General features: G+C 67.7%; 15 protein-coding genes and 1 tRNA gene. 8 read left to right on the top strand and 8 right to left on the bottom strand.

Annotated features, from left to right (window positions below; all coding sequences use genetic code 11):
• Window position 1 precedes the first annotated feature (1 nt).
• The 4 genes from HZY97_RS16930 to HZY97_RS16915 all read left to right on the top strand — a co-directional run bounded on the left by HZY97_RS16930 (window position 2) and on the right by HZY97_RS16915 (window position 4,812).
• The gene (locus tag HZY97_RS16930; protein WP_180146478.1) at window positions 2–2,155 is read left to right on the top strand and encodes a phage tail protein; all 2,154 of its coding nucleotides are present in this window, start codon (window positions 2–4) and stop codon (window positions 2,153–2,155) included.
• On the top strand, window positions 2,152–2,652 hold the full coding sequence (locus HZY97_RS16925) for a DUF2793 domain-containing protein (protein ID WP_180146474.1): 501 nt from the start codon (window positions 2,152–2,154) through the stop codon (window positions 2,650–2,652). Before HZY97_RS16930 ends, HZY97_RS16925 begins: the two co-directional genes overlap by 4 nt.
• Window positions 2,653–2,759: 107 nt before the next feature.
• Entirely contained in the window at window positions 2,760–3,893 is a 1,134-nt protein-coding gene (locus HZY97_RS16920) for an OmpA family protein (RefSeq protein WP_180146471.1), read from the top strand.
• Window positions 3,894–4,005: 112 nt separating this feature from the next.
• Window positions 4,006–4,812 carry an alpha/beta hydrolase gene (locus HZY97_RS16915; protein WP_180146468.1) on the top strand — a complete coding sequence of 269 codons (807 nt, stop codon included), beginning with the start codon at window positions 4,006–4,008 and terminating at the stop codon, window positions 4,810–4,812.
• Here the strand turns inward: HZY97_RS16915 and HZY97_RS16910 are convergent.
• The gene (locus tag HZY97_RS16910) at window positions 4,803–5,540 is read right to left on the bottom strand and encodes a folate-binding protein YgfZ (protein ID WP_180146465.1); all 738 of its coding nucleotides are present in this window, start codon (window positions 5,538–5,540) and stop codon (window positions 4,803–4,805) included. The genes HZY97_RS16915 and HZY97_RS16910 overlap by 10 nt on opposite strands.
• Before the next feature lie 44 nt (window positions 5,541–5,584).
• Here HZY97_RS16910 and HZY97_RS16905 point away from each other — a divergent pair, with 44 nt between their 5' ends.
• Window positions 5,585–6,907 carry a dihydroorotase gene (locus tag HZY97_RS16905; protein ID WP_180146462.1) on the top strand — a complete coding sequence of 441 codons (1,323 nt, stop codon included), beginning with the start codon at window positions 5,585–5,587 and terminating at the stop codon, window positions 6,905–6,907.
• Window positions 6,904–7,377, top strand: coding sequence for an SRPBCC family protein (locus HZY97_RS16900; protein WP_180146459.1), 474 nt, complete (start codon window positions 6,904–6,906; stop codon window positions 7,375–7,377). The genes HZY97_RS16905 and HZY97_RS16900 overlap by 4 nt, the downstream gene beginning before the upstream one ends.
• Here HZY97_RS16900 and dapF read toward each other — a convergent pair.
• The 3 genes from dapF to HZY97_RS16885 all read right to left on the bottom strand — a co-directional run bounded on the left by dapF (window position 7,374) and on the right by HZY97_RS16885 (window position 9,702).
• Window positions 7,374–8,312, bottom strand: coding sequence for a diaminopimelate epimerase (dapF, locus tag HZY97_RS16895; protein ID WP_180146456.1), 939 nt, complete (start codon window positions 8,310–8,312; stop codon window positions 7,374–7,376). The genes HZY97_RS16900 and dapF overlap by 4 nt on opposite strands.
• 32 nt (window positions 8,313–8,344) lie before the next feature.
• Window positions 8,345–9,019: a glutathione S-transferase family protein gene (locus HZY97_RS16890; RefSeq protein ID WP_180146452.1), complete on the bottom strand. Its 675-nt coding sequence runs from the start codon at window positions 9,017–9,019 to the stop codon at window positions 8,345–8,347.
• Between the two features lie 236 nt (window positions 9,020–9,255).
• Window positions 9,256–9,702: a DUF6456 domain-containing protein gene (locus HZY97_RS16885; protein ID WP_180146449.1), complete on the bottom strand. Its 447-nt coding sequence runs from the start codon at window positions 9,700–9,702 to the stop codon at window positions 9,256–9,258.
• Window positions 9,703–9,790: 88 nt separating this feature from the next.
• Between HZY97_RS16885 and HZY97_RS16880 the strand changes: the two genes are divergently transcribed.
• Window positions 9,791–10,354 carry a helix-turn-helix domain-containing protein gene (locus tag HZY97_RS16880; protein ID WP_180146446.1) on the top strand — a complete coding sequence of 188 codons (564 nt, stop codon included), beginning with the start codon at window positions 9,791–9,793 and terminating at the stop codon, window positions 10,352–10,354.
• A 71-nt stretch (window positions 10,355–10,425) separates the two neighbouring features.
• Complete coding sequence (locus HZY97_RS16875; protein ID WP_180146443.1) at window positions 10,426–10,794, top strand: hypothetical protein; 369 nt, start codon at window positions 10,426–10,428, stop codon at window positions 10,792–10,794.
• A gap of 45 nt (window positions 10,795–10,839) precedes the next feature.
• On the opposite strand, the gene HZY97_RS16870 is transcribed toward HZY97_RS16875, so the two are convergent.
• From HZY97_RS16870 to HZY97_RS16855, 4 genes are all read right to left on the bottom strand, one after another.
• A tRNA-Val gene (locus tag HZY97_RS16870) sits at window positions 10,840–10,915 on the bottom strand.
• Window positions 10,916–10,969: 54 nt separating this feature from the next.
• The gene (locus HZY97_RS16865; protein WP_180146440.1) at window positions 10,970–11,935 is read right to left on the bottom strand and encodes a hypothetical protein; all 966 of its coding nucleotides are present in this window, start codon (window positions 11,933–11,935) and stop codon (window positions 10,970–10,972) included.
• 126 nt (window positions 11,936–12,061) lie between these two features.
• Window positions 12,062–12,994, bottom strand: coding sequence for a hypothetical protein (locus HZY97_RS16860; RefSeq protein WP_180146435.1), 933 nt, complete (start codon window positions 12,992–12,994; stop codon window positions 12,062–12,064).
• Between the two features lie 27 nt (window positions 12,995–13,021).
• Complete coding sequence (locus tag HZY97_RS16855) at window positions 13,022–14,482, bottom strand: NAD(P)(+) transhydrogenase (Re/Si-specific) subunit beta (RefSeq protein WP_180146432.1); 1,461 nt, start codon at window positions 14,480–14,482, stop codon at window positions 13,022–13,024.
• Window positions 14,483–14,494 lie beyond the last annotated feature (12 nt).

Below are 14,494 nucleotides of genomic sequence, written 5' to 3'. Positions count from 1 at the left end.
CATGGCGACCATGGTGCTCACCGTGGCGGGCGGGCTGATCGGCGGCCCGCTGGGCGCGGCTATCGGCGCGATCGCCGGGAACGCCATCGATCACGCGATTTTCAAGCCCAAGGGACGCGAGGGGCCGCGGCTGAGCGATCTCAAGCTGCAGACGTCTTCCTATGGCACCCAGCTTCCCAAGCTGTTCGGCACGATGCGCGTGGCGGGATCGGTGATCTGGGCAACCGACCTGATCGAGCATCGCAACCGCGAATCGGGCGGCAAGGGACAGGCAAGCACGACGACCTACAGCTATACCGCCAGCCTGGCGGTGGCGCTTTCGGCGCGGCCGATCCTGGGCGTGGGGCGGATCTGGGCGGACGGGCAGTTGCTGCGCGGCGCCGCGGGCGACTTCAAGGCGCGCACCGGCTTCCGGCTGCACCTGGGCGGCGAGGATCAGGCCGCCGACCCGCTGATCGTGGCGGCCGAAGGCGCGGGCCAGGCGCCGGCGCATCGCGGCATCGCCTATGCAGTGTTCGAGGATCTCGAGCTGGGACCATGGGGGAACCGGATCCCGTCTCTGTCCTTCGAAGTCGAGGCCGATGCCGCACCGATCGCCGCCGGCGACATCGCAGTGGCGCTGGGTGCGGTGGCGGCAAGCGATCCCACCGTGGCGCTGGCGGGCTTTGCCGCGCAGGGAACGAGCCTGGCGGCGGTCGCCGAGGCGCTGGCGGAGACTGCGGGCGGATGGTTCGGCGAGGGGCCGGCGCTGCGCTGCGGGACGGGCGATGCCCTGACGGTCGACGACCCCGGCATGGGCGGCGGCGGGCGCGGCAATCGCGCGATCGCCGCCGCGACGAGTGTGCCGGGCACGCTGACGCTTAGCCATTATGACCCGGCGCGCGACTATCAGATCGGCGTGCAGCGCGCCGGGCGCGCCGGCACCGGACTGCGCGAGACGCGGATCGAGCTGCCCGCCGCGATCGACGCGGGCACCGCGCGGACGCTCGCCGAGGCGGCGTTGCTGCGCGCTGATACCGAGCGGACGCGGCGCAGCGTCAGCCTGGGCTGGGACGCGCTGGCGGTGCAGCCCGGCGCGCGGGTGCGGATCGCGGGCGCGCCGGGGCTGTGGCGCGTCGACGGCTGGAAGCTCGAGGCGATGACGGTGACGCTCGATTGCGTGGCGCTGGCGCCCGAGATGGCGGCGATCCCTGCAAATAGTGGCCGCGTGCTCGCTGCCGCCGATACGATGATCGGCCAGACCCTGGTCCACGCCTTCGAGCTGCCGCCGATTGATGACGCCGCATCGCGCGTGCCGCGCCTCGCCGTGGCGGCGGCGGGAAGCGCGGGGGGATGGCGCGGCGCGGCGCTGCTGCTCACTACCGACGATGGCGCGGCATGGCGGGCGATCGGCGGCACAAGGGGCGTCGCGGTACTCGGCACGGTGGTGCGTGCGCCCGGGCCGGCGCCCGCCACGATCGAGGACCGCCGCAACGATGTGGAGGTCGAGCTGGCGCATGCGGCGATGCAGCTGGACGATGCCGACACCGCCGCACTCGATAGCGGCGCGAACCTGACGATGCTGGGGGACGAGCTGATCCAGTTCGCGACCGCACAATCACTGGGCGGCCGCCGCTGGCGGCTCACCGGACTGTGGCGCGGACGACGCGGTACCGAGCGCGCCATCGCCAGCCAGGCGCCGGGCGATCGCTTCGTACTTCTCGATGCGGACACGCTCGCGCTTGTCGACCTCCCGGCCTCGGCGCTGGGTAGCACGGCGCGGGTGCTGGCGGAGGGGGCGGGCGACGCCAGTGCGGCGGCAGCAGCCGAAGCGCGGATCGACGGCATCTCGCTGCTGCCGCTCGCACCGGTGCATCTCACCGCGCGTCCGCTTCCGGACGACGGCGTGCAGTTGCGCTGGGTCCGCCGGAGCCGCACCGACTGGGCCTGGCGAGACGGCACCGATGTCGCGGCCGAACCCGATGGCGAATGCTATCGCCTGTCGGTGATCCCGGAAGCGGGCTCAGGCTGGAGCGTCGATCTGCGCGCGGCGGAAGCGACACTGAGCGCGGCCGTCTGCGCCGAACCCCTCATGATCGAACTGCGCCAGATCGGCGCGGCCGGGCCCTCCCCTGCCGCGACCCTTACTTTGCCGCTTGCGGGAGAAGACGCATGACTGACACGACCGACCGACTCGCCCTGCCGCTGCTCGTCGCCGGGCAGGCGCAGAAGGAAATGCACCACAACGAAGCAATCACGGTGCTCGACCTGATGACCCAGGCCGCGGCGGAAGCGATCGGCACGGATGCCCCCCCGGCGGCGCCCCTGGCGGGGCAATGCTGGATCGTCGGCGACGCTCCCACGGACGCATGGTTGGGCCACGCGCGCGCGATTGCCGGCTGGACCGAGGGCGGCTGGCGGTTCGTGGCGCCGCGCGAGGGCATGCGGCTCTGGCTCGGCGAAGCCATCGGATTCGCCCTCTTTATCGACGGCAGCTGGCGTGCCGGAGAAACGCATGGCCGCGTGTTTGTCAGCGGCGAGCAGATTGTTGGCCCGCGGGAAACGGGAATCGCGGAACCAGTTGGCGGGATAGTGGTTGATGCGGAAGCGAGAGCCGCAGTTTCTGCGGTGCTCGTTGCGTTGCGCGCGCACGGTCTGATCGAACCCGACTGACTGTGACGTTCATGCAACAGTGCCGGGATTTGTGCGCTTGCGTAGAAACTTTCGTTTCGGTACTGAGTTTTTCGCTGTCCGTAGTGACAACTTGAAAGGGGATTAAGATGCGGAAGCTTGCCGTAACTCTGGCACTTGCGACCACCGCGCTGAGCACGCCCGCCTTTGCCCGCGACGATGCGTGGTATGTGGGTGTCGAAGGCGGCACGATGCTGGTCGAGGACATCAAGTTCGACGTCGGCACTGCCAAGGATGCCGTCACCGCTCACCATAAGGCTGGCTGGGATGCCGATGCCGTTGTCGGTTACGACTTCGGCCCGTTCCGCGCTGAAGCTGAAGTCGGCTATCGCCAGGCTTCGGTCACGCGCCTCACCAGCACCGTGACGCAGCCCGTCCGCAATGCGGCTGGCACTGCGTTCAATGCTCCTCCGGGCGACTACAGCTATGCTGGTGGCCGTTCTTCGGCGCTGAGCTTCATGGTCAACGGCATGTTCGACTTCGGTGACGACAATGGCGTTCAGGGCTTTGTCGGCGGCGGCGTCGGTGTTGCTCGCGTGAAGAACAACTACGCGCTCAACACCTACCAGGACTCGCTGGACGACTCCGACACGGTCTTCGCCTGGCAGGCGATTGCGGGCATCCGTGCACCGCTTTCGGACTCGATCGACGTCTCGCTGAAGTATCGCTTCTTCAACGCTGACAATGTGAAGCTGACCGACGTTTCGGGCCGCGCGCTCGAGACCCGTTTCCGCTCGCACTCGATCATGGGCGGCCTGATCTTCAACTTCGGTGCGCCGGAGCCGGTTCCCACGCCGACCCCGACCCCCGAGCCGACCCCGACGCCGACCTGGACCCCGACTCCGGAGCCCACGCCGACGCCGACCGTCGTTTGCACCCCGGGACCGTACATCGTGTTCTTCGACTGGGATAAGTCGGACATCACGCCGGAAGCCGCGAGCATCCTCGACAACGCCATCAGCAACTATCAGAACTGCGGTAACGCGCAGGTGATGCTTGCCGGCCACGCCGACCGCTCGGGCTCGGCCAGCTACAACGTTGGTCTCTCGCAGCGTCGTGCGGACTCGGTGAAGGGCTACCTCACCTCGCGCGGCATCGGTGCCGGTGCGATCTCGACCGAAGCATTCGGCGAGAGCAAGCCGCGCGTCGAAACCGCCGACGGTGTTCGCGAGCTGCAGAACCGCCGCGTGGAAGTCACCTACGGCCCGGGTTCGGGCTACTAAGCCAGACCCGTCCGGAAGGACTGAGAATTGGGGAGGTCGGGAAACCGGCCTCCCTTTTTCTTTGGCCTTTTCCCTCAACGCCGGGCAGCCTTCGGATGGAGGGAGCGCGCGCGTGACAAAAGTTGCACTGGCTGCACTGGGGCTGATTGCGGGGCTGTACCTGGTCGTGCTGGTTGCACTCGCCGTTGCCCAGCGCTCGCTGATCTATCCGGCCCCGCCGGCACCCGGCGCAGGAGCCAGCGCGGTTCCGCCCGGCTTCACATCGATCGCGCTGGAAACCGCCGACGGGCTATCGTTGCACGCTGCCTATCGCGCTGCGGTGCTTGGGCGGCAGACGCTCGTCTTCTTCCACGGCAATGGCAGCAGCATCGACGAATCGGCGGTGGCAACCGATCAGCTTGGCGCGCGCGGCTATGGCCTGTTGCTCGTCGAATATCGGGGCTATCGCGGCAATCCCGGCAAGCCGAGCGAAGCGGGCCTCTACGCGGATGGCCGCGCCGCGCTCGCCTGGCTCGGCATGCACGGGGTCGCCACCCAACGAACCGTGTTGATCGGCAATTCGCTCGGCTCCGGCGTGGCGACCGAGCTGGCGGCGCGCATGCCGGTGGCCGGGCTGGTGCTGATCTCCGGCTTCACCAGCCTGCCCGATGTTGCAGCAGGCCATTATCCCTGGTTGCCCGTACGGCTGATGCTTCGTGATCGCTTCGACAATCGTGCCAAACTGGCAAAGGTGGCTGCGCCGGTGCTGGTCCTGCACGGTACCGCGGACACCCTGATCCCTGCCGATCAGGGCCGCGCGCTCGCCGCCGCCGCCCCGCACGCCACGCTCGAGCTGGTCTCCGGCTATGGGCATGAACTGGCCTTCGAACCCGAGGCACAGACCCGGACGCTTGCCTGGCTCCAGCGACTTCAGCCCTGAGCGGGCGCTTCGGCCAGCGCAGCCGTCAGCCAATCGGGCATTAGCGCGTCACCCATTGCCTCGACGCGGCGCAGCTCGACCATCAGGCCGAGTTCGGGATAGCTGGTCCGCGTGCGATCGCCGGCTTCGCCGAGCGGCGTAACGACCAGCCGCCGATTGACCTTGGCGCGGTAATGCATCCGCGCCGTATTCTCCTGGCCGACATAACAGCCCTTGGTGAAACTGACGCCATTGAGCTCGGCAGCGTTGCATTCGAGCCACAGTGTCTTGTCCTGGCCCAATTCCTCAGCGCCTTCGGTCACGCCAAGCCGCAGCCGATGCTCCTTCCAGCCGGTGGCTTCCGCGCCGTCCGCGGCACCCAGCCAGCGATGGCCCAGCGCGGCCAGGCGCGGGTCGGGGATACCCTGCCCCGGCTCAAGCGACCAATGAACACCGCTTTCCACGGCCTCGATCGTGATCGGCCGACGGAGCCGGTACATCGTCAGCCGCCGGGCCAGGGCCTCGCGCTGCTCCGTTTCGCAATCGACCAGGATCGTATCGCCGTCCGCCCACAGGATGAAATCGAACAGCGCCTTGCCCTGCGGCGTGAGCAGCCCGGCCCATTGCGGCGCTTCGGGCGTGACCGCATCGAGATCCTGCGTGACCAGACCCTGAAGGAATCCGCGAACATCCTCGCCCGAAATGCGGATCAGGGCACGGTCGGCTAGTCTGGTGCTGGTATCGCTCATGCCGAACAGGTAGGGGGTGGCGGGGGCCGACGGAAGAGGTGCGCATGAATGTCGATCTGAAGCTCAAGGGCGGACGCGTGCATCTGCCCTCCGGTCCGGCCGAACTGGATGTCGGCGTGTCGAACGGCCGCATCGTCGCGATCGGCGGCGCGCTGGAGGCAGGCGAGACGATCGACTGCACCGGGCTCGACGTGCTGCCCGGCGTGATCGACAGCCAGGTGCATTTCCGCGAGCCCGGCCTCGAGGCCAAGGAAGACCTCGAAAGCGGTGCCCGGGCGGCAGTGCTCGGCGGCGTCACCGCGGTGTTCGAGATGCCGAACACCAAGCCCAATACCGATTCGGCCGAAGCGGTGCAGGACAAGCTCGCCCGTGCGCGCGACCGCATGTGGTGCGACCATGCTTTTTATGTCGGCGCGACCAACAACAATGCCGAGCGGCTCGCCGAGCTCGAGCGCCTGCCCGGCACTGCGGGCGTGAAGATCTTCATGGGCGCCTCGACCGGCGACCTGCTCGTTTCGGACGACGCCAATCTGGCGCGTGTGCTCGCATCGGGTCATCGCCGCGTCGCGATCCACGCCGAGGACGAGTTCCGCATGCAGGATCGCCTGGGCGAGCGGGTACCCGGCGATCCCTCAAGCCATCCGGTCTGGCGCGACGACGAGAGCGCGATGCTGGCGACGCGCCGCATCCTGGGCCTGGCGCGCGCGGCGCGGCGGCGGATCCATGTGCTCCATGTGACGACGCCGGCCGAGCTTGAGCTGCTTGGCCAGAACAAGGACATCGCGACCTGCGAAGTCACGCCCCAGCACCTGACGCTGGCGGGCGAGGAAGCCTATCCGACGATCGGCACCTTCGCGCAGATGAACCCGCCGATCCGCTCGGGCGCGCATCGCGCGGGGCTGTGGCACTGGCTCAACCAGGGTGTGCCCGATGTGCTGGGTTCGGACCATGCGCCGCACACGCGCGAGGAAAAGGCCAAGCCCTATCCCGATTCGCCGAGTGGCATGCCCGGCGTGCAGACGCTGCTGCCGCTGATGCTCAACCATGTCGCCGAGGGGCGGACGACGCTCCAGCGCGTGATCGACCTGACCAGTGCCGGCCCGCAGCGCATCTTCGGCATTGTGGGCAAGGGCCGGATCGCGGTCGGCTATGACGCCGATTTCACCGTGGTCGACCTCAAGGCGCGCTGGACGATCGAGGAGAGCTGGCTCGCTTCGCGCTGCGGCTGGTCGCCGTTCACCGGCATGCAGCTCACCGGCAAGCCGGTCGGCACGATCGTGCGCGGCAACCGGGTGATGTGGGAGGCCGAACTCGCCAATCAGGCGATCGGCCGGCCGATCCGCTTCGAGGCGGTCGAGTTCGGGTGAGGACGGTCTCGCGCACCGATCGCGCATCGCGGCTGATCAAGGCACCGGCGAGCCAGGTCTATCGCGCCTTCATCGATCCCGACGCGCTGGTCCGCTGGTTGCCGCCCGAAGGGATGACCGGCGAAATACTGGCATTCGATGCGCGGCCCGGCGGCGGCTATCGGATGGCGCTGCACTATGCCGATGCCGATCATGCGGCCGAGGGCAAGACGTCCGAGCATAGTGATGTCGTCGAGACGCGCTTCGAGGCGCTGAACCCGGGCCGGGGCATCGTCCAGTCGGCGGTGTTCGAATCGGAGGACCCGGCCTTTGCCGGCACGATGCGGATGTCGTGGAGCTTCGAGCCGGCGGAGGGCGGCACCCGCGTCGCGATCACGTGCGAGGATGTGCCGCAGGGCATCCGCAAGCAGGATCATCTGCAGGGGCTGAAGTCTTCGCTCGCCAATCTGGCGGCGCTGGTCGAGGGTTAGGCAGGGATCGCGGCGGCCCAGGCGGCGGCTTCGTCCTCGCGCCGGGCATGGACCAAAGGCGGCTCGGCGGTTGCGGTGGCCGGATCGACTTCGATCGTCGCATCGTAGAGGAAGGTCGCGTTGCCGAGGATCGTGACCATGCCCGCGGCGTCCGACGATCCCATCACCAGCCCGCCCTTGTTGAACACCTTCATCGTGGTGCCGAAGGGAATGCGGCCGGTGCGGCCGGCGGCATAGACCGAAGAGGCCATCGCACTGCCGCAGCTGTCGGTCAGGCCGACACCGCGCTCATAGGTGCGCACGAACAGGTCCTGGTCCCGCAGCTCGACGAAGGAGACATTCGCGCGCGCCGGGATCAGATCAGGCGCGGCCTCGCACCAGTCGCCAAGCGCGACCAGTTCCGCCTCGTCAACCGAGTCAACGAATGTGACGAGATGCGGGTTGGGCATCGCGATCGCCGTGAAGGCGCGCGGGCTCGGCAGGCCGGGAATGGGCGCGTCGATGATTTTCTCGGCCGCGACGCGCAGGCCGACATCGGAGGTGCGGGTAGAGGCCGGGCCGGCCGTCTCGCGGATCGTCACCACGCCCGGCGCCAGTGCTTCGGCGCGGGCAACCTCGGCGCTGCTCGTCTTGAGCCGGACGCGCGCGGCATCGAGGCCGAGCAGCTCGAAACCCAGCCGCGCGACACAGCGCAGGCCGTTGAGGCAGGTCTCCGCCTCCGAGCCGTCTGAATTGAACATGCGCATGCCGAAATCATGCCCGGCATCGTCGCCGGCAGTGAGCAGCAACAGCCCGTCGCCGCCCACCGGCCCGTCCCGGTCGGCCAGCGCGCGCGCCACGCCCGCCCAGTCCGCATCGGACAGGGTAAGCGCGCGCGCGTCGATCAGCGGGAAATCGTTTCCCGAACCATGACATTTGATGAAGGACAGCCGCATGACGCCCATCTAGGGCCACGCGGCCGCGCTGGCTAGCCGGCGACCGCTTCGCGCGGCACTGGGCCGCCCATCGCATCGACCACCGCCTTGTCCTGCGCGATGATCGCCGCGAAGCTCGGCCGGGCGTGCATCTTGGCCACCCATTCGGCGAGGCGCGGATAGGTCGCCGGATCCACCGTGACGCCGATGCAGCCCAAAGTTGCCAGCGGGCTTGCGACGGCGATGTCCGCCAGCGTCAGCCGGTCATCGACCAGGAAGCCGCTCTCGGGGATCGCATTCTCCAGATATTGGAGGATAGGCGGCATCAGATCGCGCTCGGCCGCATCGGCAGCGGCGTGGTCGCACTCCATCTTGAGCACGCGCGGCCGCACGAAGCGCTGGCCGAAGATCGCGCCGCCCGCCGCCATCATGATCGTGTCGGCCAGCTCATCGAACCAGATCGTCCGGGCGCGCGCGCGCGGCTCTGCGGGGATCAGGCCGGGATCGGGATATTTCGCCTCGAGATAGGCAACGATCGCCGAACTGTCCGAGATCAGGAAGTCGCCGTCCTTGAACCCCGGCATCTTGCCGAATGGGCTCGCGGCCATGAAATCGGGCCCGCCCCGGCCCATGCCGGCAGCCTGCAACTCGAGCTCCAGCCCCTTCTCGGCGCCGAATACCATGACCTTGCGCACATAGGGCGAAAGCGTCGAACCAAACACGATCATGCCAACCTCTCCTCGGCTTTTGGCAATCAGGCTAGTGAACAAGTTGCAACTAGCAACCTGCTTCTGCGCGACAGGTGCGCTCCGATGCGAAGAGAGGTCCCCTCACCCGGGCGCGGCTGCGGCCTTTTATATCGTGCTGCGGCGCGTCGCCTTTCTGGATCAACTTGTCCGCCAAGTCCAATCCCAGATGACCCCAAGGTGACGCGAAATGGCGGAAGCGGGCGTCGACCAGTCGGCTATCGCAGCCCGTAGAAATCGGCGATGCGGTCGAGCGCGAAGCACAGGACGAGCTTGCCGGCGCGACTGGGCCAGCCAAGCGATTTTTCCGCCGGACCGAGCCCCTCGCCGGCGCAAACCACGCGCCACAATATGTCGGCGAGCCCCGGCCCCGCCGCTGCCACCGCGCCGTCGAAGCGGCGGCGCGCCGCAATCTGCGCAAGGGTTGGATCGAGCCTCTCCCCCGAGCCCCCGCCGCGGGGAGTGGCATCCCAGCGCATGGTGACGTGCGGCCCCAGCGACGCCGTCTCATAATCGGCGCGCAACCGTTCGCCGGCCTCGAGCTGGCGCAGGCTGACGTGTCCGCGTGCTGCCAGCCAGGCCATTGGCGATTCGGCCTGATTCACTGTGACCCGGCGCCGACCCGCGCCGTCCTCGATCACCCGCTCCACCAGCTCGCGCATCATTGATCTCCTTTTGTTCTGATTCGTTGCACTTGCCACGACGGCACGATTGTAGGAAAGAGAGAAACCGATTTGGTTAGGATGCCGTCCGATGATCACCGCTATCCGCGAAGTGCGCCGTGCCAAGGGACTGACGCTGGAGGAAGTGGCTGCCCGCTGCGTGCCGCCCACCACCGCACAGACGGTCGGCCGGCTCGAGACGGGGACTCGCACCGTATCGGTAGGCTGGCTCAACCGTATTGCAGCGGCGCTCGGCGTGGATGCCGCCGATCTGGTCAAACTGCCCGAGCGGCCCGAGATCCCGGTGGCGGCGCTGCTCGAGGGGAGCGGTGCCCAAGCGCCGCGCCAGGCCGCCGCAGTGGTGCCGCCCCATGCCGAGGCCGGGATGGTCGCGGTCTCGGTGACCGCGGGGATCGGCGACTACCGCGCTGGGGACGAGATCTGGTGCAGCACGCTGGCGCCGGAGGGCTTTGCCGGGGCGCTCAACCGCGATGTGCTGGTGCCGCGCCCGGCAGGCCGGTTCCTGTTCGGCCGGCTGATCGGGCGCGAGGGTGACCGGCTGCACCTGCTCCCGCTCGGCGCCGGTGCACGCCAGCAGGTGGTCGCCGATCCGCCCTGGATCGCGGTGGCGATTCGCCTCGTCCGCCCGCTCTGAATCCGCTCTGAATCACCTTGCGGAGAACCGCGGACAGGCGCACTTTGCGGCAAAAGCAGGAGGGGCATACCATGCTGAAATTGGGTCTCGCGGCGGTTGCCGCACTCGTGATCGCCGCGCCCGCAATGGCGGACGACTGGGATTTCGTACTGATCAACAACAGCGGCAAGGCGATCAAGACGGTGGAGATCGCGCCGACCGGCACGACCACCTGGCAGCCCAACAAGGTCGATCCCGATTTCAAGAAGGCGGATGCGACGGTGAAACCCGGCGCGCGCATGACCGTGCATTTCGACAAGGGCGCCGGCTGCCGGTACGACGTGAAGCTCACCTTCACCGACAGCGGCACCGGCACCTGGACCAACATCAATGTGTGCGACAATTCGTACATCACGGTGAAATACGCCGCGTCGGGCGCCACGGCCTTCACCGCCAATTGATCGCAACCAGCCGGCGGCGGAGCGTTCAGGCTCCCGCCCCGGCGATGGTGGGCGCTGACGGGCTCGAACCGCCGACCCTCTCGGTGTAAACGAGATGCTCTACCAACTGAGCTAAGCGCCCGGCGCATGCGCCGATCCACGCCCGATGCCAAAGCCGGGCGCCCGGGGCAACCCCTCAAACCAATCCGAGGCCCGCGCGGCGCAATGCGCCGATGTAAGCGCGCATGCCGTGCAGCGCCTTTTCGCTGAGCACGATATAGGCGCGGCGACGGTCGCCGGGGTCCGCCTCGCGCCCGAAAAGCCCGGCATCGTGCATCGTGCCGATCCAGCGCAGCGCCGTGGTGGGCGGCACCGCAGCGGCGATGCACAGGCTGGACACCGAGACGCGGCGCTTCTCCAGCCCGGCCGCGAACAGGTCGAGCAGCATGTCCCAGGCCGGATCGGCGAAGAGTTCGTCGGCGAAGAACTGGTTGCGCAGCCGCCGGGCGCGGATCACCGCGCGGATTTCCGCCGCGTCGATCTCCACCACCGGTGCGTCGGGGCCGCGATAGGCCATGTCCGGCTCGCGGACGCCGCTGCGCCGCTCGATCTCTTCCTCCTCGGCCAGCGCGCCCCGGGTCAGCCGCGCCAGCGCATCGGCGATGCGGGCGACTTCCTCGTTGAGCCGCCGCAGCCGCACGGCTTCGGAGTCGCGGGTGATATCCTGGACGCGGACCCGCAGCCGGTCTTCCCCGCCGACACGGGCCAGCGCCAGTGCCGCGAAAAGTTCGGACGCGCGTGGGTCGCAAAGCGCCTGGACGTGCCGCCTGCCGAACAGCGGTGCGGCGATGTCGAGCTGCTCCGCGGTGAACAGCGCGATCAGCGCGGGGCGCTCCGCCGCATCGCGGGTCTCGATCGCGGCAAGGAGCGGGGCAAGCGCTGGCTCCGTCGCCGGCCGTGCGTCGACCAGGACCAGCCTGGCGTCCGCATCGTCGAACAGCGTTTCGGCCCGCGCGAAGTCCAGCCGCGCCTGCAGCCGCACGCCCGCGGCGGCCAGTGCGTCAACAATGTCGGGAGACGCAGCGTCGGCGATCAGGATCGCGTCGATGTCCGGCGCATAGGGCGCGCCTGGGTGAAAGGGGGCCGCGGTCGGGTTCGCCATTATCTCTCGCGGTCGCAGATGCTCCGGAGAGGCCCAACCTCCGAAACGGATTGCTCGATCCGCTCCGTTACGGAGCTTGTGGCGCGACCCGGACGGGCAATCGAATCATTGCCCGTCCGTTACGGATCAGTCCACGTACGATTCGTCGGATTCGGCTGCAAATACCGCAGCTTCGTCCCCATCGTCGCCGAGAAGTTCACGCGTGGCACTGGCCAGAGTGCCCGGTCCCAGCGCGAGCCACGCAGCGGCGAACAGCGCGCCGATCACCCAGAACAGGATCCGCGTGGCAAGCGGCATGGCGAATTGCTGAGCGGCAAACGACTGGCTCAACGCCTGGGCCTGGCTGGGATCACCGGCGGCCTGCATCATCGCCACGATGTAGCTGCCCATCATGCTCCACACGAATATGCCGCCGGCGATGATGAAGATCAGTGCGACAAGGAGATAGGAGGCGAAGAGCGTCCAGAAATGCCCGCTGGTGAGCGTCCAGGCGCCGTCCACGGTGATCCGGCGGCGATAGAAGGTGAGCGGGAAGATCAGCGAGATACGCACTTCGGCCCAGATAACCGCGCAAATAAAGCCCAGGAACAGCAGGAACGAGAGGATCCCGCTCAGCACGCCTTGGCCGAGCACCAGATTGACGATCATCACCACAAGGAACAGCAGCAGCTCGCCGATCAGCATAGCAACAAACGCGGCGATAATGACGAGGATGAGGAGCCCGAACATGCGCACTTCGTCCATGCCAAGCCGCATGAACGCGAAGCCGCCCTCTTCGGGCCGCAGCATCGCGCGGAACACCGCGGTCATCACGATCGCGCCGAGGAAAAGTATGCCGAGATAGAGGAGCAGCATCAGGCCGAACATCGAGCCGAACATCGAAGCCGGGTTCACCGCCGTCTGCGGATCGGGCATCAGAGCGCCGAACATCGCAAAGGTCAGACCGAGCGAGAGGACGATCGATCCCACGCTATAGGTCAATGCCCAGATCACCACCGAAACGGGCCGCTCCCGCAGCAGCCCGAATGCGCCGCCCAATATCGATCCCACATTCGCCATCGGTCTTCTTCCCCCAGTTAACCGGCCTCAGTCGAGACTCTTGACGATTTCCTCGACCATCTTCTTTGCGTCGGCCAGCAGCATCATCGTGTTGTCGCGGTAGAACAGCTCGTTGTCGACACCCGCATAGCCCACACCGCCCATCGAGCGCTTGATGAAAAGCACCGTCTTGGCTTTTTCGACATCGAGCACCGGCATGCCGTAGATCGGCGAGGTCTTGTCGGTCTTCGCCGCCGGATTGGTCACGTCGTTGGCGCCGATCACGAAGGCGACGTCGGTCTGCGCGAACTCGGAGTTGATGTCCTCCAGCTCGAACACCTCGTCATAGGGCACGTTCGCTTCGGCGAGCAGCACGTTCATGTGCCCCGGCATGCGCCCGGCGACCGGGTGGATCGCGTATTTCACGCGCACGCCGTGCTCCTTGAGCTTGTCGCCCATCTCGCGCAGCGCGTGCTGCGCCTGGGCGACTGCCATGCCATAGCCCGGCACGATGATGACCTGCTCGGCCTGGCTCATCAGGAACGCCGCGTCCTCGGCCGAGCCGCGCTTCCACGGCCGGTCGATCGCCGCTGCGCCCGCGCCGCCGCTGTCAGTCGCGCCGAAGCCGCCGGCAATCACGCTGATGAAGCTGCGGTTCATCGCGCGGCACATGATGTAGCTGAGGATCGCGCCCGAAGAGCCGACCAGCGCGCCGGTGATGATCATCGCGGTGTTGTGAAGGGTGAAGCCCATCGCCGCGGCGGCCCAGCCCGAATAGCTGTTCAGCATCGAGACGACGACCGGCATGTCCGCGCCGCCGATCGGGATGATCAGCAGGAAACCGATGGCGAAGCTGAGCGCCGTCACTGTCCAGAAGATCCACGGGCTCTGGTCCTGGGTGAAATAGGCGATCAGGCCGAGGATGCCGGCCAGCACGGCGAGGTTGATGACGTGGCGCCCCGGCAGCAGGATCGGCTTACCGCCCATATTGCCGTTGAGCTTGAGGAAAGCGATCACCGAGCCTGAGAAGGTGATCGCGCCGATGGCGACGCCCAGCCCCATCTCGATCCGGCTCTGCAGGAAGATCACCCCGCCGTCGGCGATGCCGAACGCGCCCGGATTGAGGAAGGCCGCGCCCGCCACCAGCACCGCGGCAAGGCCGACGAGCGAGTGGAACGCCGCCACCAGCTGCGGCATCGCGGTCATCGCGATCCGCCGCGCGGTGACGATGCCGATCACGGCACCGATCGCGATGGCGCCGAAGATCAGGCCCAGCGCGGTCGTGTCGACGGGGAAGACGAACGAGCTGAAGCCCGGATGCTCGGGACTATACTGCGGCGCATGGGTGATCAGCGTGGTCACCACGGCGATCGTCATGCCGATCATGCCGAAGCGATTGCCGCGCTGGCTCGACGTCGGGCTCGAAAGCCCGCGCAGCGCGAGGATGAAGCACACGCCTGCCACCAGATAGGCCAGCGACGCCCATGGATTGGTTGCCAGATGTTCCATGTTCAGCGTTCC

The organism is Sphingomonas sp. R-74633 (genome assembly GCF_013416555.1).
In the GTDB taxonomy this organism is placed as follows: domain Bacteria; phylum Pseudomonadota; class Alphaproteobacteria; order Sphingomonadales; family Sphingomonadaceae; genus Sphingomonas.
Note: the sequence above shows the minus strand (reverse complement) of the source record. Positions and strands in the feature narration are given on the sequence as shown.